This window comes from Knoellia sp. 3-2P3, assembly GCF_029223115.1.
GTDB lineage: Bacteria > Actinomycetota > Actinomycetes > Actinomycetales > Dermatophilaceae > Pedococcus_A.
Genome location: NZ_JARGZE010000001.1, coordinates 30,579 through 51,833, shown reverse-complemented (window position 1 = coordinate 51,833; position 21,255 = coordinate 30,579). Strand labels below are relative to the sequence as shown.

Sequence of the window (21,255 nt, the reverse complement as noted above, 5' to 3'; positions counted from 1 at the left end):
ACTACGGGCGGGAGGCGAGCCGTTCGAGCAGGTCGGTCGGGCCGCTCACGATGAGCGTGTCGTGCGCGCTCACCTTGGTGTCGGCCTGGGCGTAGGTGAAGTCCTCGCCGGGCGACTTCACGCCCACGACCGTGACGCCGTACTTGCTGCGGACCTGGCTCTGCGCCAGCGTGAACCCGATGGTCTCCTGCGGCGGTCGCATCTTGACGATCGCGAAGCCGTCGTCGAACTCGATGTAGTCCATCAGCTTCCCGTTGACCAGGTGCGCGACCCGGCGGCCGGTCTCGGCCTCCGGGAAGATCACGTGGTGCACGCCGATGCGGGTGAGGATCCGGCCGTGCTCGGGGGAGAGGGCCTTGGCCCAGATCGAGGGGATGCCGGCGTCGACCAGGTTGAGCGCCGCCAGCACCGAGGCCTCCACCGAGGAGCCGATGCCGACCACGGCGAGCTGGAAGTCGCGTGCCTTGATCGCCGCGATGGCTGAGGGCTGGCTGGCGTCGGCCTGCACGATCTTGGTGATCTTGCCGAGGAAGGTCTCGGCGAGGGAGGCGTCCTGCTCGATGGCGACGACGTGGTGGCCGAGTCGCTGGAGCTCCAGCGCCGCGGCGCCGCCGAAGCGCCCGAGGCCGATGACCAGCACGTCCTCCTCGAAGAGCCGGTTCCTGGCCAAGGGATTCCTCCATGGTTGTGGTGAACGTGGGCCGTCCTGTCCACGGACAGTACCCGCCCGGTAGCGTGCACGACATGCCCACTCAGGCGCGCGTGATCTGGGACCCCAGCTTCACGGCATACAACTTCGGTCCGGGCCACCCGATGGCCCCCGTGCGCCTGGACCTGACTGCGCGCCTGTGCGAGGCCTTCGGGCTCTTCGAGCACGTCGACGTGGAGCTGTTCAACCCGGCCGTCGCCGACGACGCACTGCTCGCGACGGTGCACGACCCTGCCTACATCGAGGCCGTCAAGGCCGCCTCGCTGGACCCCTCGGGCGCCGACGGCAGCCACGGCCTGGGCACCGAGGACGACCCCGCGTTCGCGGGCATGCACGAGGCGAGCGCCCGCATCGCCGAGGGGACCCGGCAGGTGTGCGAGGACGTCTGGACGGGCAGGTCGAGCCACGGGGTCAACTTCTGCGGCGGCCTCCACCACGCCATGCCGGGCAACGCCTCCGGCTTCTGCATCTACAACGACATCGCCGTCGGCATCCAGTGGCTGCTCGACAACGGCGCGCAGCGGGTCGCCTACGTCGACGTCGACGTGCACCACGGCGACGGCGTCGAGCGGATCTTCTGGGACGACCCGCGCGTCCTGACCATCTCGCTGCACGAGTCGGGCCGGGCCCTCTTCCCCGGCACGGGCTGGCCCGGCGACACCGGCGGCCCCAACGCCCCGGGGTCGGCTGTCAACGTCGCGCTCCCGCCGGGCACGGGCGACTCCGCCTGGCTGCGGGCGCTGCACGCCACGGCCCTGCCGATCGTGCGTGCCTTCAAGCCCGAGGTCATGGTGACCCAGCACGGCTGCGACACCCACGCCCAGGACCCGCTCGCTCACCTGGCCCTGTCGGTCGACGCCCAGCGCGCGGCGACCGAGGCGCTGCACCGGCTGGCCCACGACGTGTGCGAGGGCCGCTGGGTCGCCCTCGGTGGCGGCGGCTACGAGCTCGTCGACGTGGTGCCGCGGGCCTGGACCCACCTGACCGGGATCGCCTCGCACCGGCCGATCCCGCTCACCGCGCCGGTGCCCGAGGGCTGGCTCGAGCACGTCCGCATGGAGCTCGGCCGCCAGGGCCCGCGCCGCATGGGCGACCTCGACCCGGCCGACGGGCCGATCTGGCACCAGCCGTGGGACATGGGCTACAATCCGCACTCCGAGGTCGACCGGGCCATCATGGCGACCCGACAGGCCACCTTCGAGCACTTCGGGCTCGACCTCTGGTTCGACTAGGTCCGGTTCGAGGTGATCGTCACTGCCCGGACGGCGTGTCGTCTGGACAGGCGGCGGTCGGACCACTTTCTTTTCCCCATCCGCTTCCCCAGTGGTCACATCAGCCCCTATCGTTGCGAAGAGCACGAGCGTAGGAGTCCGCCGGAGGGGAAGCCGGCGATGCGCACGTGGAGAAGATCGAGGTAGCTATGTCCAACGAGCGCCAGCTCGCCGAGGTGCGGTTCCTGACCGTTGCCGAGGTCGCCTCGATCATGCGCGTGTCGAAGATGACCGTGTACCGCATGGTGCACGCCGGAGAGCTCCCCGCCATCCGTGTGGGCCGCTCGTTCCGTGTTCCCGAGGACGCCGTGCACAAGTACCTGCGCACGTCCTACGTCGACACCGCGTGATTGGCCGCTGAGAAACAGGTGAGGGCGGGCCGGGGGATCTCCCCGGCCCGCCCTCTCTGTCGGTGCACCTGTCGGCCCCCGCCTCAGCGGTTGTCGACGGCCCGCACCTCGACCGCCACCTCGGCGCCGGTGTAGAGCTGGGTCACCAGGTAGACCGAGCCCGGCGGGATGACCGCCGACTCGTCCGCCGCCGAGGAGGCCGCGGCCCCGGTCAGCTGGCACTCGCTGTCGAGGAAGTACAGGTCGAGGTCGTGCCCGAGGCTGTCGTCCGCGTCGCTCGTGCCCTTCACCGTCACCGAGTGCAGCCCGTCGGAGAAGCCGAGCGGGAACTTGGTCACCCAGGCGTCCGCGCCCTGGGAGGCGGGCGGGAAGGTGCACGCCGTGTTCATCTCCGTGCCGGTCACGCCGAAGACGTTCGCCAGCCCGGTCGGGTCACCCGCGGCGGGGTTGGGGGCGGTGATGGTGCCGGCGTCGGTGTAGTCCGGGTCGGGCGTCACGGAGCCGTTGGCCACCGAGGCGCCCGAACCGAACACCTGGATGTCGGCCACCTGCGCGTAGGTCGTCGTGTCGCCCTGCACCGAGTCGACGAAGAAGCGCACGTACGAGGCCTGGACCGGCTTGTCGAGCGCGAAGGTGCGGTAGTTCAGGTCCGCCGCCGTGGGCCGCGGCGCCTCGTAGCCGAAGCCGCCCTTCTTCACCGTCGTCCAGGTGACGCCGTCGGTCGAGGTCTGGAAGGTGAAGTCCCGCAGCGCCGCGAAGCGCGAGGCGTTGGTGGCCTTGAAGGCGCTGACCCGCAGCGACGACACCGTGGCCGGCGCGGCCAGCTTGACCGTCACCCGCTGGTCGGGGCCGGCGTTGTAGGCCGCGTCCCCCGCCTTCGTCGACCACACCGACGCCGCCGTGTCGTCGAAGGCGAACTTCGCCGGCGACCCGTCGTCCTGGCTGGAGGCCGACACGATGCTCGCCCCCGCGGCCGTCGAGGCGAGGTTCGGGGCGAGGGAGACCGTCCGGGCCGCGTTCCTGCCGGCCGCCACGGAGAAGCCCTCGATCGTCTGGGTGCCGAAGCCGGGCGCCTGGATCGTCAGCGGGTAGGTGCCCGCCACCGCCTTGACCGAGTACCCGCCGGTCGACCCGGTCCTGCCCAGCGGGCTGACCCGGGCCTCGAAGCGGCCGAGGATGACCTTGGCGTTCGGGATCTTCTGGCCGGTGCTGGCGTTGACCAGGGTCAGCGCGACGGTGCCGTTCTTCGCCGCTGCGGGGTGGTCGAACGCCGGGGTCGGGTCGGTGTCGTCGCCGGTGGCCGAGACCGCTGAGGCGCCGGCGCCGCGCTTGGCGAACACCGACCACATCAGGTCGGTGTTGTCACCGTGGTAGCGGTCGAGGTCGGCGGTCAGCATGGCGTCGCGGGCGTCGAGGAAGGACGGGTCCGGGGCCATGAGCGGCATGGCGTCGGTGACGAGCCGCGCCGCGACCTCGGCACCCTCGGCCAGGCCGTGGCGCGCGACGAGGGCCTTGTGCAGGTCCCACAGGATCGCGGTCCAGATCTCGCCGTCCGCGTGCACCTCCGGGCCGGTCAGGTCGTAGCCCATGTCGCCGAAGGTGTTGGGGTTCTTGTTGAAGTCGTAGTTGCGGATGCCGCGGTTGTCGTTGCCCGTGGCGTACGCCCCGACGACCGCCCGCGTGAGCTCCAGGCCGGTCTTCTGGGCGTGGTTGAGGGCGTACCAGTCGCCCCAGCCCTCACCCATCGAGCCCGCCTGGTGCGAGCCGAGCGCGCTGCCGCCCGCGACGTAGCGGTTCGACAGGCCGTGGCTGTACTCGTGCTGGATGACGCTCATGTCCATGGAGCCGTCGCGGTGGGGCCCCTCGAAGGCGTCGTTGATCGGCTCCCACAGGAACATGCCGCTCCACGGCGGGATGCCGTCATCGAGGGTGAGCATGTAGGCGTTGTCGCGCCCGGTGTAGGTGGGCGAGCCGCCGGATGCTGCCCCCGCCTGCACGAGGCCCTTGATCGGGTCGCCGCCCAGACCGCCCTTGCCGCCGTTGTCGACCTGGAAGTTGCCGCCGGTCTCGGTGAAGCCGAGCGCGTAGTAGTCGTCGTGGATCCGGTTGTGCTGGAAGAAGAGGTTGGTCGCCGCCGGCTCGAGGTCCTCGGCGTAGGACGGCGGCACGGTGGCGCCCTCCTTCTGCTGCCAGGCGTCCTTGAAGACGTAGGAGAAGTTGCCGGTGGGCGAGACGGGCCGCGGCGCGCTGTCGACGGGGCCGATGAAGTTCGACCAGTTGGCGTGGGTGTCGGCGTTGTTGCCGAACGTCGTCACACCGGTGCCGACGATCCCGGTCGGGTCGACCCAGCCCTTCGGCGACTGCGCGGTCTGCCCGAAGGACTGCTGGCGGGGCGTGCCGCCCTTCGCCGCCCCCGGGTAGTTGTCGTACACGGTGCCCTGCGGGTCGTCCTCGTGCTGCACGACCGATGCCCGGTAGAGCACCCTGCCGGTGGTCCCGTCGAGGATGACCTCCCAGGCCTCCGTCGGGCTCTTGATGAAGTACACCCGGTATGCCGCGACCGCACCGGCCTTCGTCCCGAAGGTCACCTTCTTCGCGTACGACGGGCCACCGAAGGGTCCCTTGGCGAAGGTGGTGTAGCCGGCCTGCGTGCCGTCCGCCTTGGGCGCGTAGGCCACTCCGGGCGCCAGGGTTCCGGCGGCCTTGAGCACCGCCCCGGCCTCGCCGATCACCCAGCCGCCGGTGAGGCCGTCGCCGGGCGTCGGGTCACCGGCATACGACAGCACCCGGCCGTCCTTGGTGACGGCGACGTTGAGGCGCCCGCCCCGCGCGGCGGCGACGCCGCCGGCGGTCTGCACCAGGCTGACGACATGGGTCCCCGTGCCGGGCAGGGTGTGGTCACGGACCACCTTCAGCGCCCCGACCGACGTGGCGCCGAGCCCGAAGGCGGCGGCGTTGTCGGCGACCCAGGCGCGCGCGATGTCGGCTGCCGAGCCCTCCCGCGCCGCGGTCAGCGGAGCCGGGCCGCGCAGCGAGCGCAGCGTGCCGAACCGCTCGTCCCAGGTCGCCCGGGCTCCCTTGCCCGAGTCGGCGAGGAGGGACGTGAGCGCCTTCGTGGTGGCGGCGCTGGGGACGACCGCCTCCTCGACCGCCCTGGTGTCCAGCGTCCGGGCCAGCTCGGACACCGAGTCGCCGAGCCCGGCGAGCACCGGGTCTGCGTCCGGGGTGGCCGACGAGGCCGTGGCCGTGGCGACGGGGGTGGCCAGCAGTGCCCCCGAGAGCAGGCACACCCCCAGTGCGGTCAGCTGCGTGCGCGATCTGTTCACCGCTGCTCCTGTCGTGGTGCGGGCACCGTCGGCCCGATGCCCGGAAAACGACGTGGGCGGCCGTTGGTTATGCCTGCGGCGCCGGCCCGGTTTGGGCTGGGCGACGGGAGGCCGGTAGAGTGACCCGCACTGTTCGGCGTGGTGCGTAGCTCGTTGCCCCGTCCGGCAACACGACACCACACACACGCGAGGACGACTATGGGCTCTGTCATCAAGAAGCGCCGCAAGCGCATGGCGAAGAAGAAGCACCGCAAGCTCCTTCGCAAGACGCGCCACCAGCGTCGCAACAAGAAGTAGGACCTGAAGGTCCCGGCCAAGGCCCCCGCCCTCAACGGCGGGGGCCTTGTCGTCGTGCCCGTTGTCCTGGTGCCACCGTCGTCGCGGTGTGAGCCTGCCTACCTCTGGTGCCGCCACGGTGCTGGCCTCGCTAGGCTGGCACGGACCTGACCGGCAGTTCCGACCAACATGGCGAGAGGGGTGAGCGGTGGCCGATGTCGTCCTGGTGACCGGCGTCTCCCGCTACCTCGGCGGCCACTTCGCCCGACGCCTCACTGCCGACCCCTCGGTCAGCCGCGTCATCGGCGTCGACGTCATCCCGCCTCCCCACGACATCGGACGCGCGGAGTTCGTGCGCGCCGACATCCGCAACCCCATGATCGGCAAGATCATCGCCCAGGCCGAGGTCGACACCGTCGTGCACATGAACGTGATCGCGACGCCCACCCACGCCGGCGGCCGCAGCTCCCAGAAGGAGATCAACGTCATCGGCACCATGCAGCTGCTCGCTGCGTGCCAGAAGGCCCCCAGCGTGCGCCGGCTCGTGGTGAAGTCCTCCGCGGCCGTCTACGGGTCGAGCCCGCGAGACCCCGCGATGTTCACCGAGGACATGGGGCCGAAGTCCCTGCCCCGCGCGGGTTTCGGCAAGGACTCGGTGGAGGTGGAGGGCTACGTGCGCGGGTTCTCCCGGCGCCGGCCCGACACCGAGATCACGATGCTGCGCTTCGCCAACATCATCGGCCCCGGCATCCGCACGTCGCTCACCGACTACTTCAGCCTGCCGGTGATCCCCGTCCCGTTCGGCTACGACGCCCGGCTCCAGTTCGTGCACGAGGAGGACGCCATCAGCGCGCTGCTGCGCGCCACCACCGGCCCCAGCGTGGGCATCACCAACATCGCCGGAGACGGCGTCCTGACGGTCGCCCAGGCGGCCGGCATCGCCGGTAGGCCCCTCCTGCCCGTGCCGCGGCTGGCCGCAGGGATGCTGGGCAACACCCTCAAGCGCTCGGGGCTCGCCGACTTCTCGGCCGACCAGCTGCAGTTCCTCGCCTTCGGCCGGGGCCTCGACACCACGCGCATGCGCGAGGTGCTCGGCTTCGAGCCGCGCTTCACGACCCGGGCGGCCTTCGAGGACTTCGCGCGCGGGGTCGGGCCGGTGCTGCCGGGAGTCAGCGCGGTCGGCTCGCTGGTGGGGTCCGCGGTCACGGGCGTGGCGGGCACCGCCGTCCACGCGATCGGGCACGTGCGTGCCCCGGGGAGGAATGACTGATGGCGTCGACCGGCGGTGCCGGGGCCAAGCGCCCGGCCAGGAAGTCGGCGGTGAAGTCCGCGAAGTCCGCGAAAGCGGCGGGCGCGTCGGCCACGTCCCGCAAGGCCGCGGGTGGCGCCCTGGCAGCCGGGGCGGCGCGCGCCAGCGGCGAGCGGGCCAAGCGGCGCCGCACGCCGCTGCTGCCACCGGCGCCCGAGCGTCCGGCGCTCGGCGTCGTGCCGCCCGCTGCGGAGCCTGACCCGGCGGCACCGGCAGCGCCCGCCGCGAGGGCCCCGAAGGCATCACCCGCGGCGGCCCGGCAGCGCAAGCCGCACCGGCCGCATCCCGTGGCCAAGGCCGTGCCCAGCAAGAAGGCCGTGGCCAAGTCGGGTACCCGCACCGCGAGCTCGAAGCGAGGCAGCGCGGGCGGCCGGCGGCCGGGGACGCGTCCGGTCGCAGCGGTCCCGCCGACGCGCCCACCGCTGACGGCCGTGCCCGACGAGACGGTTCACCTCGAGACGCCGACGCCGCGCTCGAGCCATGTCGCGCTCGCCCCCGGCGTCGAGGAGCTCCTGCGGGCGGGTGTCGCCGCGATGCGGGTGGCTGCCGAGGCCACCGGCCTGTCGCCCGAGGACGTGGAGCGTCGCGTCGCCGAGACGCTGTCGTTCCTGCGTCGCCGCCTGACCGGCGACTACCGGGTCGACGAGTTCGGCTTCGACGAGGACTTCACCGAGCACGCCTACCTGCCCCTGCTGCGTCCGCTGTACCGGAAGTGGTTCCGGGTCGAGGTGCGCGGCATCGACAACATCCCGGCCGAGGGCGGCGCGCTGGTCGTCGCCAACCACTCGGGCACCGTCGCCATGGACTCGCTCATGACCCAGGTGGCGGTGCACGACGAGCACCCGGCCCACCGCCACCTGCGCATGCTGGGCGCCGACCTGGTGTTCCAGACCCCGGTGATCGGGCAGATGGCGCGCCGCTCGGGCTCCACCCTGGCCGCCAACCCCGATGCGGAGCGGCTGCTGTCGCAGGGGGAGCTGGCCGGCGTCTGGCCCGAGGGGTTCAAGGGCGTCGGCAAGCCGTTCAGCGAGCGCTACAAGCTCCAGCGCTTCGGCCGCGGCGGCTTCGTCTCGGCTGCCCTGCGCACCGGCGTGCCGATCATCCCCTGCTCGATCGTCGGCGCCGAGGAGATCTACCCGATCATCGGCAACATGAAGACCGTCGCCCGGCTCATCGGTGCCCCCTACGCCCCGGTCACCCCGACGTGGCCGCTGCTCGGCCCCCTCGGGCTCGTGCCGCTGCCGAGCAAGTGGATCATCGAGTTCGGCTCGCCTGTCGAGACCGCCGACCTCGGAGCGGCCGCCGCCGACGACCCCATGCTGGTGTTCGACCTCACCGACCAGGTCCGCGAGACGATCCAGCAGACCCTCTACTCGCTGCTCATGCAGCGCCGGTCGGTCTTCTTCTAGGTCCTCTTCTCGGCCGTCCGGCCGGGGGCGCCCTCGCGGCTCGTCGCGCCTAGGGGAGCGGCACGGTCGCGGTCAGCCCCGGCAGGGTCACGCTGCCCAGCGTGGTGTCGGGCACGGTCGCCCCGGCGCCGTCGCTGGTGACGCCGACCGAGGGGAGGGTCGCGCTCACGCCGGGCAGGCGCGTGGCGGAGGCGGACAGCGTCGGCCCGTTGATGCCGGCCCCATCCGTGGAGAGCGTGGCGCCGCCGCCGCCGTCACCGATGGTGACGCCATCCGACCCTGCTGTGACGCCCGGGGCCGGCTGGACGCCGTCGGGGTCGGCGGTGATCGCGGTGCCCGGCACGGTGATGCCGCCAACGACCCGCGAGGGCGTCGGCGACCCGATGGCCGGGGCGCCCAGCGAGGGCAGGTCGGAGGGGCTCACGCCGATCTCCTGGAGCGTCACGCAGGTGGGTGCGCAGGCCGCCAGTCGGCGCAGGGCGGCCTGCTCGGTGTCGGTCAGCAGGGACTCGAGCTCCCCGAGCACGGGAAGCGCCTCGGCGGGCACCTCGGGCCGCAGCGCCTCCACCTGCGGCTTGGCCCGGGAGGTGAAGTCGCGCAGCGCGATGAGCGCCTGCGGGTTGCCGGTCTCGTCGTATGCCCGGCCGAGCTCGCGCTGCGCGGCGCGGACGGCCAGCACGGCCTGCTGCAGCGCCTCGATGTAGGGGTCGGCGTCCTCGACGCGGCGGTCGGTGAGCTCGCGGGTGTCGGCGATGTGCTCCTCCGCCTGGGCCAGGTGGGTCCGGCCCCGGTCGAGCTCGGAGCCGGCCATCTGCACGGCCACCGAGTCGAGCCAGCCCTTGACGGGGTAGAGCGCCGAGCCGGGGATCGCGCTGCGGGAGGCCACGCCCACGACGGCGCCGACCACGAGCGCCGAGGCGGCAGCGCCGGCCAGGGCGCGGGGCAGCCCGCGCCCGACCACCACGACGACGGGTCCGCCGCGGCGGCCAGGGGACTCGGTGCGTCGCGCCCCGGTGGACCGGGCGGCGACCGGAAGCGTCGCGGCCTCGGCCATCAGGCGCTCCCGCAGCTGCTCGACGAACTCCGGCCGGGGGGCGCCCGCGCCCACGGGTACGGAGGCCAGGGCCTGCGCGGTGCGGGTCAGGCGGGCGGCCTCGGCATCGGTGGCCTGCCCGCCCTCGAGGGCGCGCTGGAGCCGGTCCGCCGCGCGACGGTTCACGAGCATGCCGATGTCTCCTCCCCCGGCTCTGTGGACGTGTGACGCCATGAGAACGACGCACCCGCACGGAGGTTACGCTCCGGCTCGTAGCGGAACCGGGCGGCGGTTCGGGCGCCCACGACCGGCCTAGAGGTCCACATCGGCGAGCTCCCGGTGCAGGGCGCGCACGGCGCGCAGCTGGAGCTGCTTGACGGCGCCCTCGGTCTTGTCGAGGACCTTCGCCGTCTCGGCCAGCGTCAGGCCCTGGAGGAAGCGCAGGACCACGCACTCGGCCTGCTCCGGCTTGAGGTTCTTGACCGCCTCGATGAGCCGGGTGTCGCGCAGGCGCTGGAGGACCTCGGACTCGGGGGCGTCGACCTGCTCGTCGGCGTCGAGCATGTCGGCGGTGGTGACCTCGAGGCGGAACCGGGCGGACTTGGCGTTGTCGGTGATGAGGTTGCGCGCGATGGTGATGAACCACGCCGCGATGTCACGTCCCTGCCAGGAGAAGGAGTCCATCCGGCGCAGCGCGCGCAGGAACGTCTCGGAGGTCAGGTCCTCGGCCAGGTGGGCGCTGCCCACGCGCACGTAGATGTAGCGGTAGACGACGTCGACGTAGCGCTCGTAGAGCAGTCCGAAGGCCTCGGCGTCACCGCCCTGGGCCAGCTCGACCAGCGCCGAGACCCGCTCGAAGTCCTGCGGGGCGGTGCCCGGTGCGAAGCCCGCACGGGAGGCGCCGTCGCCGGGACCGCGGCCGGCGCCGGCACCCTCGGCGACGCTGAGGAGCTGGCGCAGCGAGCCCAGCATCTGGGCAGTGGCCTCGGGCAGGCCGTGGCGGCTCCCACGGGGGCCGGCGGCAGGGCCGTAACCGAGGGGCGAAGGGATCGTTGACCCAGCAGGCAGGGGTGCCAGCGTCCCCAGGGCAGCACGGCATGCCGCGACAGCACTCGCGGCATGACGGCTCTTTGGCATGCGGATACGGCCCACCTCCGCCGGCCAGTTTCCACGAAATCTCCGGAAATGTCAGGAGACCCCGGTCACATCAGTGGCCGGCGCGGCGACGAGAGGCTGCGGCCGCGAGGGCGCCGGCCAGCGCGGTCGCCCCCGCTGCGGGGATGCCGACCTTCGCCGCCTTGCGACCGTTGCGGAAGTCGCGCACCTGCCAGCCGTGGGCCTTGGCGTGGTGCCGCAGCCGCGCGTCCGGGTTGACCGCGCACGGATGGCCCACCAGCGACAGCAGCGGGATGTCGTTGGCCGAGTCGGAGTAGGCCGAGCACTCGGACAGCTCGTAGCCGCGCTCGGCGGCCAGGGCACGGACGGCCACGGCCTTGGCGGGACCGTGCAGCGGCTCACCCACGAGGCGCCCGGTGTAGACGCCGTCGAGGCTCTCGGCCACCGTGCCGAGGGCCCCGGTGAGGCCGAGCTGGTCGGCGATGACGGTCGCCACCTCGACGGGGGTGGCCGTCACCAGCCAGACGTCGTGGCCGGACTCGACGTGGCGGTGGGCCAGGGCCCGGGTGCCCGGCCAGATCTTGTCGGCCATGACCTCGTCGTAGACCTCGCGGCCGATGCGCCCGATCTCCTCGACCGAGTGCCCGGCGATGAAGCCGAGGGCCTGCTCGCGGATCTGGGCCACGTGCGCGAGGTTCTCGCCGACGAGGGTGAAGCTGGCCTGCTTCCACAGCATCGCGGCGATGTCGCGGGTCGTGAAGAAGTCGCGCCGGTAGAGCCCCCGGGCGAGGTGGAAGATGCTCGCCCCCTGCAGGACGGTGTTGTCGAGGTCGAAGAAGGCGGCCGTGCTGGTGCGAGCCGGCAGGGAGGCGGGCGGCTCGGAGGGCACGGTGGCCGCCTCGGCCACCACCTCCCCGTCCGGGCCGTACTCGATCATGGGCACAACCCTAGGCCCCTGCTGCGCGGCATACAGTGCGGGTGTGGCAGCCAACGACGGACCCGCGCCCCGCGCGCGCATCACCCTCATCGGCAAACCCGGCTGCCACCTCTGCGACGAGGCCCGCTCGGTCATCGCCCGGGTGGCCGCGGATCTCGGTGTCGGCTGGGAGGAGCGGTCCATCACCGACGACCCGGCGCTCGCCGAGGAGTACTGGGAGCAGATCCCGGTCACGCTCGTCGACGGCCGCCAGCACGACTACTGGAGGGTGGACGAGACCCGGCTGAGGGCAGCCCTGGCCCGCCGCCAGTGACCTGGCTCACCCCGCTGGTGGCCGGGTGCTTGTGACTTTGTGCATCGGTTCACAACCGCGTAACCTGACGGTGCTCCCGTCCGCTCCAGCCAGGCGCGGGCTCTTTCGCATGAGAGGAGCCGGAGAACCCCCTTGTCTGCCGACCCCAGCGCCCGTCGCGGCATCCCTGACGCCACGGTTGCGCGGCTGCCCGAGTACCTCCGTGCACTGACCGGTCTCGCAGAGCGAGGCATCACCTCCGTCTCCTCCGAGGAGCTCGCGGCCGCCGCCGGGGTCCGCTCGGCCAAGCTCCGCAAGGACCTCTCCTACCTCGGCTCCTACGGTGTGCGCGGCGTCGGCTACGAGGTCGACCACCTCGCCTACCAGATCTCCCGCGAGCTCGGCCTCACCCAGGACTGGCCCGTGGCCATCATCGGCATGGGAAACCTCGGCCACGCGCTCGCGGCCTACAGCGGCTTCGCCACCCGGGGCTTCCGGGTCGTCGCGCTGCTCGACCAGGACCCCGGCATCGTCGGCCAGGAGATCGCCGGCCTCGTCGTGCAGCCCATGACGGAGCTCGGCGCCCTCGTGGCGGAGCAGGGCCTGGCCATCGGCGTCATCGCCACGCCGGCGGCCTCCGCCCAGGCCGTGTGCGACGCCCTCGTCGAGGCCGGGGTGCGCTCGATCCTCAACTTCGCGCCCTGCGTGCTCGTGGTGCCCGACGGTGTCGACGTGCGCAAGGTCGACCTGTCGACCGAGCTGCAGATCCTCGCCTTCCACGAGCAGCGCAAGGCGCTCGCCGAGCCCGCCGCCCTGCGCAAGGCGGTGGTCCCGTGAGCCTCGTCGTCCTCGGCCTCTCGCACCACACCGCGCCGCTGCCCCTCCTCGAGGCGGTCTCGCTCGGCGACTCCGCCCGCGCCGACCTCGCGTCGCGGATCGTGGGGCGCGACAACGTCTCGGAGGCCATCGTCGTCTCCACGTGCAACCGCACCGAGGTGTATGCCGAGGCGCACACCTTCCACGGCGCCGTCACCGACATCACCGACAGCCTCGTCGACGCCTGCGGCGTCGACCGCGAGGACCTGCGCGAGCACCTCTACGTGCACTACGAGGACCGCGCCATCGCCCACGCCTTCACGGTCGCCTGCGGCCTTGACTCCATGGCCGTCGGCGAGGCGCAGATCCTCGGGCAGATGCGCTCGGCCCTGCGGGCCGCCCAGCGGGCCGGGCACGCCGGCACCTCGCTCAACGGCCTGTTCCAGCAGGCGTTGCGGGTCGGCAAGCGCGCCCACGCCGAGACGGGCATCGACTCGGTGAGCGTCTCGCTGGTCGAGGCCGGCATCGCCCGCGTCGAGCGCGAGCTCGGGCCGCTGCCGGAGCAGCAGGTCCTCGTGGTGGGCGCCGGCGGCATGAGCTCGCTGGCGGCCACCACCGTGGCGCGCTACGGCTGCGCCGCCCTGGTGGTCACCAACCGCACTGCCAGCAAGGCGCAGCGGCTGGCCGAGCGCATCGGCGGCACGGCACGTCCCCTCTCGCAGCTGCGCGAGGCGGTCGCCGCCGCCGACGTCGTGATCTCCTGCACCGGCTCCACCGGAGTCGTGGTCGACCTCGGCCTGGCCGGCGACGCCCAGGTGGCCCGCGGCGGCCGTCCGCAGGTCTACATCGACCTCGCGCTGCCGCACGACGTGGCCCCCGAGGTCGACTCGCTCAGCAACGTCAGCGTCGCCGGGCTGGCCGTCCTCGGCGAGGAGCTCAGCGCCGGCGAGACCTCGCCGCAGGTGCAGGAGGTGGCCGACCTCGTCATCGCCGAGGTCGCGGCCTACCTCACCACCCGGGCTGGCGAGTCGGTCGCGCCGACCGTCGCCGCCCTGCGCTCTCGTGCCGCCGAGGTCGTCGAGCGAGAGCTCGGCCGCCTCGACCAGCGGCTGCCCGCGATGGACGACGCCACGCGCCACGAGGTGCAGCGCGCGGTGCACCGCATCGTCGAGAAGCTGCTGCACACGCCGACGGTGCGCATGAAGGAGCGTGCGACCCGCGGCCACGGCGACGACTACGCCCAGGCCCTGCGCGAGCTGTTCGACCTCGCCCCCCACGAGACGGCCGCCGTGTCGGTGCCGCCGCCCGAGCGAGGTGGCCTGCCGTGACCGCCCCCACGACGACGCGCACGCTGCGCCTCGGCACCCGTCGCAGCGCTCTCGCCACCACCCAGAGCGGGTGGGTGGCCGACCTCCTGCGCGCCCGGGGCCACCAGGTCGAGCTCGTCGAGATCGTCACCGAGGGCGACGTCAACGCCGCACCCCTGACGACCCTGGGCGGCACCGGTGTCTTCGCCGCCGCGATCCGCAAGGCCCTGCTGGCCGGCGAGGTCGACCTCGCCGTCCACTCGCTCAAGGACCTGCCCACCGCCCCGGAGCCCGGCCTCGTCGTGGTCGCGATCCCGCCGCGGGAGGACCCGCGCGACGCGCTGGTCGCCCGTGACGGCCTGACCCTGGGCGAGCTGCCCGCGGGCTCGGTGGTCGGCACCGGGTCGCCGCGCCGCGTGGCCCAGCTCGCGGCCCTCGGCCTGGGGCTGGAGTTCAAGGACGTCCGCGGCAACGTCGACACCCGGATCGGCCTGACGCGCTCGGGTGCCTGCGACGCCGTGGTGCTCGCCCGCGCTGGCCTGGCCCGGCTCGGTCGCCTCGACGTCGTCACCGAGACCCTCGACCCGCTGCAGATGCTGCCCGCCCCCGGGCAGGGTGCCCTGGCCGTGGAGTGCCGAGCCGACGACGACGCCCTGGTGGCGCTGCTCCGCGGCATCGACGACGCCGACACCCGGGCCTGCGTCACCGCCGAGCGCACCGTGCTGGCCGCACTCGAGGCAGGCTGCTCGGCCCCGGTGGGTGCGCTCGCCGAGGTCGTGGAGGGCGAGGACGGGCTGGAGCTGTCGCTCCGGGCGTTCGTCGGGTCGATCGACGGCGCCACCGAGCTGCGCCGCTCCCTCGTCGGGCCGGTCGAGGAGCCCGAGCGCCTCGGGACGAGGCTCGCGGCAGTCCTCCTCGAGGACGGCGCCGAACACCTGACAGGTCCCGAGGAGCGGCCCCCAGCGGCCACGCACAGCCACTGGGACCCAGACCCAGCCGAGGCGACCGGAGCCACACCTCCGCTCGCCGCCCCCGAAGACTCCCGTCCAGAACCAACCGCCACGGAGCGTGCAACGTGAGCCCCACGCGCTCGAAGTCCGCCACCACCACCCAGACCGCCAAGCCCGCCGGCCGCCAGCCGGGCCGGGTCGCCTTCGTCGGCGCGGGACCCGGCGACGCCGGGCTGATGACCGTGCGCGCGGTCGACTACCTCGCCGCCGCCGACGTCGTCGTCATCGACCAGCTCAGCCGCGAGGACGTCGTGGCCCGACACTGCCGCGCGGGTGTCGAGGTCGTCGACGCCGGCCACGGCGACCACGGCCAGCCGCTCACCCACGCGATGCGGGCCAAGCTCGTCGTCAAGGCCGCCAAGGCTGCCAAGGGTGGCCTCGTCGTCCGCCTGATGGACGGTGACCCAGCGACGTTCAACGGCCTGGCCGAGGAGGCCCTGGCCCTGCACAAGGCGGGCATCGGCTTCGACGTCGTGCCGGGCGTGAGCGCGGTGTCCGCTGTTCCGGCCTACGCGGGCGTGCCGCTGACCTCGAGCACGTCGCAGGCCGTGCACGTCATCGCGGCCAACGACCGCAAGGTCGACTGGGCGGCATCGGTGTCCGACCACGTCACCGTCGTCCTGCTGGGCGCCCCCGACGACCTGGCCGAGGCTCTCGGCAAGCTGCTCCACGCGGGCCGCGCGGCCGAGACGCCGGTGGCGCTCACCGAGCGCGGCACCACGATCCGCCAGGTCACGCACGCCACCACCCTCGGCGACGTCGCCACGGTCATGAAGAGCGTCGAGTTCCCGGCCCTCGCCGTCGTGGGGCCGACCGTGGCCCTGCGCGAGCAGCTGTCGTGGTTCGAGACCAAGCCGCTCTTCGGCTGGAACATCCTCGTGCCCCGCACCAAGGAGCAGTCGGGCTCGACCATCACGCGCCTGGCGTCCTACGGCGCCACCGCCGAGGTCGTGCCGACCATCAGCGTCGAGCCGCCGCGCACGCCGCAGCAGATGGAGCGGGCCGTGAAGGGCCTGGTGACGGGTCGCTACGAGTGGGTCGGGTTCACGTCCGTCAACGCGGTCAAGGCCGTGCGCGAGAAGTTCGCCGAGTTCGGCCTCGACGCCCGGGCCTTCGCCGGCCTGAAGATCGCCGCTGTGGGCGGCGTGACGGCGCGTGCGCTGCGCGAGTGGGGCCTCGAGCCCGACCTGGTGCCCACCGGCGAGCAGTCGGCCCAGGGCCTGCTCGAGGCGTGGCCGCCCTTCGACGAGGTGCTCGACCCGATCAACCGCGTCTTCCTGCCGCGGGCCGACATCGCCACCGACACCCTCGTCGCGGGCCTGCAGGACATGGGCTGGGAGGTCGACGACGTGACGGCCTACCGCACCGTGCGCGCCGCCCCGCCGCCCGCGCCCGTGCGCGAGGCCATCAAGGGCGGCCAGTTCGACGCGGTGGTCTTCACCTCGTCGTCCACCGTGCGCAACCTCGTCGGCATCGCCGGCAAGCCGCACCCCTCGACGGTCATCGCCTGCATCGGCCCGGCCACGGCCAAGACCGCCGAGGAGCACGGCCTGCGGGTCGACGTCCTCGCGCCGGAGGCCTCGGCCGAGTCGCTGGTCGACGCGCTCGCCGACTACGGCCTCGGCCTGGCGGCCGCGGCCGCCGAGGCGGGCGAGCCGGTCGTGCGCCCGAGCGCGAAGCGGGCCGCCTCGCGGCGCCGGGCCAAGTAGTGTCACCGCGCCCCGGCGTGCCCGGGCCGGTCGTCCGTCCGCGCAGGCTGCGCCAGTCGGCGGCGGTGCGGCGCCTGGTCGCCGAGACCCGGCTGCACCCGGCCGAGCTGGTGCTGCCCGTCTTCGTCAAGGAGGGGGCCCGCGAGCAGGTGGCCATCGGCGCCATGCCCGGGGTCGTCCAGCACTCCCTCGAGTCACTGGTCGACGTCGCGCGCGAGGTGGTCGAGGCCGGCATCGGCGGCATCATGCTCTTCGGCGTGCCCGAGGAGAAGGACGCCACGGGTTCCGGTGCCGACGATCCCGAGGGCATCCTCAACCTCGCCATCGAGGCCGTGGTCGAGGCGGTCGGTGACCAGACCGTCGTCATGGCCGACCTGTGCCTCGACGAGTTCACCGACCACGGCCACTGCGGCGTGCTCGACCGTGAGGGTCGCGTCGACAACGACGCGACGCTGGAGCGGTATGCCGCGATGGCCCTCGCGCAGGCCCGTGCCGGCGCGCACGTGCTCGGCCTCTCCGGGATGATGGACGGCCAGGTCGGCCACGTCCGCGAGGCGCTCGACGCCGCCGGCTTCACCGACACCATCGTCCTGGCGTATGCCGCGAAGTACACCTCGGGCCTGTACGGCCCGTTCCGCGAGGCCGTGGAGTCCTCCCTCGAGGGGGACCGCACGACCTACCAGCAGGACCCGGCCAACGCGACCGAGGCCGTCCGCGAGATCGAGCTCGACATCGCCGAGGGCGCCGACATCGTCATGGTGAAGCCGGCGACACCGCACCTCGACATCATCCGCACGGCCGCCGACATGTCGCCGGTTCCCGTCGCGGCGTACCAGATCTCGGGGGAGTACGCGCAGATCGAGGCGGCGGCGGCCAACGGCTGGATCGACCGCGAGCGGGCCATCCTGGAGTCGCTGCTCGGCATCAGGCGTGCGGGCGCGCAGATCATCCTCACCTACTACGCGCTCGAGGCGGCCGCGCTGCTCCGCTGAGCGGGCGGCATACCGGGTCTGCGCGTCAGCGCCGGAAGACCCTGTCGACCAAGGGAATCCGCGCGCGGTAACCGCGCAGCAGGTCTCGGGCGACGGTGACCGAGTCGACGAGCGGGTGGAGGGCGAAGGCCTGCACGGCGCGGCGCTCCGAGCCCGTTGTGGCCGCCTCGATGACGAGCCGGTCGACGGCCTTGACCTGCTGCACCAGCCCGAGGGGATGCCCCGTGAGCGGGCTGATCGGCAGCGGGCGGGGGCCGTCGGCGTCGACCGTGCACGGAACCTCCACCACGGCGTCGTCCGGCAGGCCCGGGACCGTGGAGCCGTTGCGCACGTTGAGGATGAGCGTGGCCGGTTCCCCGCGCGAGATGGCCGCCATGATGGCCAGGGCCACCCCCTCGTAGCCGCCGCCCTGGACGTCCTGCTCGTCGCGCTCCTCGCCCTCCGCGCGGGCCTCGCGCATGTAGGTCGCGTTGCGCTCCATGCGCACCCGGTCCCACTGGCGCAGGGCATCGGCGGGCCGCGTGGCGAGGGTGTCGTAGAACGCGTGCTGCTGCTCCACGAGGTACTCGCCACGGGTCTGCGGGCTGCCGCCGATCGAGGCGACCGCGTCGCGGGTGAAGTAGTAGTAGTAGAGGTACTCGTTGGGGAGGGCACCGAGCGTGCGCAGCCACTCGGCCCCGAAGAGCTGGCCCTCCTCGGTGGTGGCCAGGCGCCGGTCGTCCTCGAGCAGGGCCGGCACCAGGTTGCGGCCCTGGTGGTGAACCCCCCGCAGCCAGCCGAGGTGGTTGAGGCCGACGTAGTCGACCGTGGTCGCCGCCGGGTCGACGCCCATGGTCGTGGCCACCCGCCGGGCGGCCCCGATGGGGGAGTCGCAGATGCCGACCACCCGGTCGCCGAGCACCGACTGCATCGCCTCGGTGATCATCCCGGCCGGGTTGGTGAAGTTGATGACCCAGGCGTCGGGGGCGAGCGCGCGCACCCTGTCGGCCACGTGCAGCGCGACCGGCACCGTGCGCAGGCCGTAGGAGATCCCGCCCGGGCCGGTCGTCTCCTGGCCGAGCAGCCCGAGGTCGAGGGCCACCCGCTCGTCGGCCGTCCGTCCCTCGAGCCCACCCACCCGGATGGCGGAGAACACGAAGTCGCTGCCGGCGAGCGCCTCGTCGAGGTCGGTCGTCGTGTGGACGGCCGGGGCGTCGTCCGCACCGGCCGCCATCTCGGCGAGCACCCGGGCGATGGCGTCGAGCCGGGAGGCGTCGACGTCGTGGAGCCAGACCTCGCGGACCCGGCGGTCGTGCCGGTCGGTGAGGAGGGCGCCGTAGACGAGGGGCGTGCGGAACCCGCCGCCGCCCAGCATGGCCAGCCTCATGCGTACAGCACCTCCGTGCCCGCCTCCCGGCAGACGGTGATCGTGTCGGGGTCGGCGCCCCGGTTGGTGATGATGGTGTCGACCTCTCCGGCACCGCACACGCGCAGCGAGCCCGTGCCCGGGAACTTGTGCCGGTCGACGAGCAGGACCGAGCGGTCGGCCGCCCGCAACAGGGCGCGCTTCACCGGCACCTCGACCATGGTGGTGTCGAGCACGGTGCCGTCACCCCGCACGCCGCTGGCGCCGAGGAAGACGTGGCGGCCGCGCACCTGGCGCAGCGCGTCCTCGGTCAGCGCGCCGACGAGCGAGTGGTAGGTCCGGCGCACCATGCCGCCGAGGAGGACGAGCTCGACCGCGGGGTCGTCGCGCAGCACGTCGAGGACGGCCAGGCTCGCGGTGACCACCGTGACCGGGCGACCCCGGAGGGCGCTGGCCAGCATCATCGTCGTCGTGCCGATGTCGAGGATCACGCAGTCGCCGTCCTCGACGAGCGCGGCGGCGCGCGCGGCGACCGCCTGCTTGTCGACCGCGTCGCTTGCCGCCACCTCCGCGAAGCCGCGGGCGGTGTCGGCGTCGGGGCCGTCGACGGCGACGGCGCCCCCGTGCACGCGGCGCAGGGCGCCTGCGCGCTCGAGCTCGATGAGGTCGCGGCGCACCGTCGCCGCGCTGACCCCGCAGAGACCGGCCAGCTCCTCGGTGGTGGCCATCCCCTGCGAGGTGAGCCGGCCCAGGATGGACCGCTGCCGGGGTACCCGCATGGGAGGCAACCTAACGCGCAATCGTGCGCACTGCACGCACAATCTTGCGCATTTGTGTGCGCTTCTGCTTGTCAGGCGCGCGCCAGCGGTGCATTCTGGGCCCGCAGAGGCGTAACGACAGGGGAGACGAGTGGCCGAGCAGGTGTACGACCCGCTGGCGTCCCTGCGCGCCCCGGGTGAGCCTGACTTCGACGTCTTCGTGTGGGGCACCGTCTTCCTCGACATCATCTTCACCGGCCTCGAGCGGCTGCCCGAGGGCGGCGAGGAGATCTGGGCCGACGGGATGGGCTCCTGCCCCGGCGGGATCGCCAACCTGGCCGTGGCCGCCCGGCGGCTCGGCCTGCGCACGTCCCTTGCGGCCGCCTTCGGCGACGACGCCTACGGCGACTTCTGCTGGGAGACCCTGAGCGACTCCGAGCGCATCGACCTCAGCCGCTCCCGCCGCTTCGACGGCTGGCACTCGCCGGTGACCGTCTCGATGGCGGTGCACCGCGACCGGGGGATGGTCAGCCACGGGCACCCCGCCCCGATGGGGGCCACCGAGCTGATCGGCCGGCCCCCTCGTGCGCGTGCCGTCATGGCCTCCCTCGGGGAGCCCGACGGGCTGGTCGGCGACGACGAGCCGACCTGGGTGCAGATGGCGCGCGACGACGGGGCCCTGGTGTTCGCCGACGTCGGCTGGGACCCCACGGGCAGGTGGCCGCGCGAGGTGCTCGACCAGCTGCAGGTGTGCCACGCCTTCCTCCCGAACGCCGGGGAGGCCATGGCCTACACCCGCTCGGGCACCCCCACCGAGGCGCTCTACGCCCTGGCCGACCTGGTGCCGCTGGCCATCGTGACCAACGGCGAGAACGGCGCCATGGCGATCGACTCCTCGACGGGCGAGGAGGCCGTGGTGCCCGCCCTGCGGGTCTCGGCGCTCGACCCCACCGGCGCAGGCGACGTCTTCGGCGCCTCCATCGTGCTCGGGACCATCGCCGGCTGGCCCCTGCAGCAGCGCCTGGCCTTCGCCGCCCTCTGCTCCTCGCTGGCCGTCCAGCAGTTCGGCGGCTCGCTCGCCGCCCCGGGGTGGGGCGACCTCGCCGACTGGTGGGCCCAGCAGCGGGCCAGGGCCGACTCGAGCTCCTACCACCGGTCGATGCTGCGTCGCTACGCCTTCCTCGACGACCTCGTCCCGGCCGTCCCCCTGGGTGTGGGGCGACGGGCGAGTGCGACGATTGCCCGCCATGCTGACGTCGGGGAGACCTGATGAACGACACCTGCCTGTTG

General features: G+C 73.1%; 19 protein-coding genes. 12 read left to right on the top strand and 7 right to left on the bottom strand.

Going from position 1 to position 21,255, the window contains the following annotated elements; all coding sequences use genetic code 11:
- Position 1: 1 nt before the first annotated feature.
- Positions 2–670, bottom strand: coding sequence for a TrkA family potassium uptake protein (locus tag P0Y31_RS00255; protein WP_275866088.1), 669 nt, complete (start codon positions 668–670; stop codon positions 2–4).
- Positions 671–744: 74 nt separating this feature from the next.
- Between P0Y31_RS00255 and P0Y31_RS00250 the strand changes: the two genes are divergently transcribed.
- A complete protein-coding gene (locus tag P0Y31_RS00250) occupies positions 745–1,941 on the top strand; it encodes an acetoin utilization protein AcuC (protein WP_275866087.1) in 1,197 nt (398 codons plus the stop codon).
- 188 nt (positions 1,942–2,129) lie between these two features.
- The gene (locus tag P0Y31_RS00245; protein ID WP_056915613.1) at positions 2,130–2,330 is read left to right on the top strand and encodes a helix-turn-helix domain-containing protein; all 201 of its coding nucleotides are present in this window, start codon (positions 2,130–2,132) and stop codon (positions 2,328–2,330) included.
- Positions 2,331–2,413: 83 nt separating this feature from the next.
- On the opposite strand, the gene P0Y31_RS00240 is transcribed toward P0Y31_RS00245, so the two are convergent.
- Complete coding sequence (locus P0Y31_RS00240; protein ID WP_275866086.1) at positions 2,414–5,656, bottom strand: M36 family metallopeptidase; 3,243 nt, start codon at positions 5,654–5,656, stop codon at positions 2,414–2,416.
- A gap of 198 nt (positions 5,657–5,854) precedes the next feature.
- Between P0Y31_RS00240 and P0Y31_RS00235 the strand changes: the two genes are divergently transcribed.
- From P0Y31_RS00235 to P0Y31_RS00225, 3 genes are all read left to right on the top strand, one after another.
- Positions 5,855–5,953 carry an AURKAIP1/COX24 domain-containing protein gene (locus tag P0Y31_RS00235; RefSeq protein WP_003792170.1) on the top strand — a complete coding sequence of 33 codons (99 nt, stop codon included), beginning with the start codon at positions 5,855–5,857 and terminating at the stop codon, positions 5,951–5,953.
- A 187-nt stretch (positions 5,954–6,140) separates the two neighbouring features.
- Positions 6,141–7,202: an SDR family oxidoreductase gene (locus tag P0Y31_RS00230; protein ID WP_275805194.1), complete on the top strand. Its 1,062-nt coding sequence runs from the start codon at positions 6,141–6,143 to the stop codon at positions 7,200–7,202.
- Complete coding sequence (locus P0Y31_RS00225) at positions 7,202–8,650, top strand: 1-acyl-sn-glycerol-3-phosphate acyltransferase (protein ID WP_275866085.1); 1,449 nt, start codon at positions 7,202–7,204, stop codon at positions 8,648–8,650. Before P0Y31_RS00230 ends, P0Y31_RS00225 begins: the two co-directional genes overlap by 1 nt.
- 49 nt (positions 8,651–8,699) lie before the next feature.
- On the opposite strand, the gene P0Y31_RS00220 is transcribed toward P0Y31_RS00225, so the two are convergent.
- The 3 genes from P0Y31_RS00220 to P0Y31_RS00210 form a co-directional block, all read right to left on the bottom strand.
- Entirely contained in the window at positions 8,700–9,875 is a 1,176-nt protein-coding gene (locus tag P0Y31_RS00220; RefSeq protein ID WP_275866084.1) for a DUF5667 domain-containing protein, read from the bottom strand.
- Between the two features lie 120 nt (positions 9,876–9,995).
- Complete coding sequence (locus tag P0Y31_RS00215; protein ID WP_275866083.1) at positions 9,996–10,655, bottom strand: sigma-70 family RNA polymerase sigma factor; 660 nt, start codon at positions 10,653–10,655, stop codon at positions 9,996–9,998.
- 235 nt (positions 10,656–10,890) lie between these two features.
- Positions 10,891–11,736 (bottom strand): HAD-IB family hydrolase, encoded by an 846-nt coding sequence (locus tag P0Y31_RS00210; protein ID WP_275805186.1) that lies wholly within the window; start codon positions 11,734–11,736, stop codon positions 10,891–10,893.
- A 43-nt stretch (positions 11,737–11,779) separates the two neighbouring features.
- Here P0Y31_RS00210 and P0Y31_RS00205 point away from each other — a divergent pair, with 43 nt between their 5' ends.
- From P0Y31_RS00205 to hemB, 6 genes are all read left to right on the top strand, one after another.
- Positions 11,780–12,049, top strand: a complete 270-nt coding sequence (locus tag P0Y31_RS00205) for a glutaredoxin family protein (protein ID WP_275866082.1) — start codon at positions 11,780–11,782, stop codon at positions 12,047–12,049.
- A 132-nt stretch (positions 12,050–12,181) separates the two neighbouring features.
- Positions 12,182–12,865, top strand: a complete 684-nt coding sequence (locus P0Y31_RS00200; protein WP_275866081.1) for a redox-sensing transcriptional repressor Rex — start codon at positions 12,182–12,184, stop codon at positions 12,863–12,865.
- Complete coding sequence (locus P0Y31_RS00195; RefSeq protein WP_275866080.1) at positions 12,862–14,172, top strand: glutamyl-tRNA reductase; 1,311 nt, start codon at positions 12,862–12,864, stop codon at positions 14,170–14,172. Before P0Y31_RS00200 ends, P0Y31_RS00195 begins: the two co-directional genes overlap by 4 nt.
- Positions 14,169–15,230 carry a hydroxymethylbilane synthase gene (gene hemC / locus P0Y31_RS00190; protein ID WP_275866079.1) on the top strand — a complete coding sequence of 354 codons (1,062 nt, stop codon included), beginning with the start codon at positions 14,169–14,171 and terminating at the stop codon, positions 15,228–15,230. The genes P0Y31_RS00195 and hemC overlap by 4 nt, the downstream gene beginning before the upstream one ends.
- Positions 15,227–16,870, top strand: a complete 1,644-nt coding sequence (locus P0Y31_RS00185; RefSeq protein WP_275866078.1) for a uroporphyrinogen-III synthase — start codon at positions 15,227–15,229, stop codon at positions 16,868–16,870. The genes hemC and P0Y31_RS00185 overlap by 4 nt, the downstream gene beginning before the upstream one ends.
- A gap of 17 nt (positions 16,871–16,887) precedes the next feature.
- Positions 16,888–17,862 (top strand): porphobilinogen synthase, encoded by a 975-nt coding sequence (gene hemB, locus P0Y31_RS00180; RefSeq protein ID WP_275866077.1) that lies wholly within the window; start codon positions 16,888–16,890, stop codon positions 17,860–17,862.
- Between the two features lie 25 nt (positions 17,863–17,887).
- Here hemB and P0Y31_RS00175 read toward each other — a convergent pair whose 3' ends face one another.
- Together P0Y31_RS00175 and P0Y31_RS00170 are read right to left on the bottom strand one after the other, a co-directional pair.
- Complete coding sequence (locus P0Y31_RS00175) at positions 17,888–19,228, bottom strand: 6-phospho-beta-glucosidase (RefSeq protein ID WP_275866076.1); 1,341 nt, start codon at positions 19,226–19,228, stop codon at positions 17,888–17,890.
- Positions 19,225–19,986, bottom strand: a complete 762-nt coding sequence (locus tag P0Y31_RS00170; RefSeq protein WP_275866075.1) for a DeoR/GlpR family DNA-binding transcription regulator — start codon at positions 19,984–19,986, stop codon at positions 19,225–19,227. The genes P0Y31_RS00175 and P0Y31_RS00170 overlap by 4 nt, the downstream gene beginning before the upstream one ends.
- Positions 19,987–20,116: 130 nt before the next feature.
- Here P0Y31_RS00170 and P0Y31_RS00165 point away from each other — a divergent pair, with 130 nt between their 5' ends.
- Complete coding sequence (locus tag P0Y31_RS00165) at positions 20,117–21,235, top strand: PfkB family carbohydrate kinase (RefSeq protein ID WP_275866074.1); 1,119 nt, start codon at positions 20,117–20,119, stop codon at positions 21,233–21,235.
- Positions 21,236–21,255: the final 20 nt, after the last annotated feature.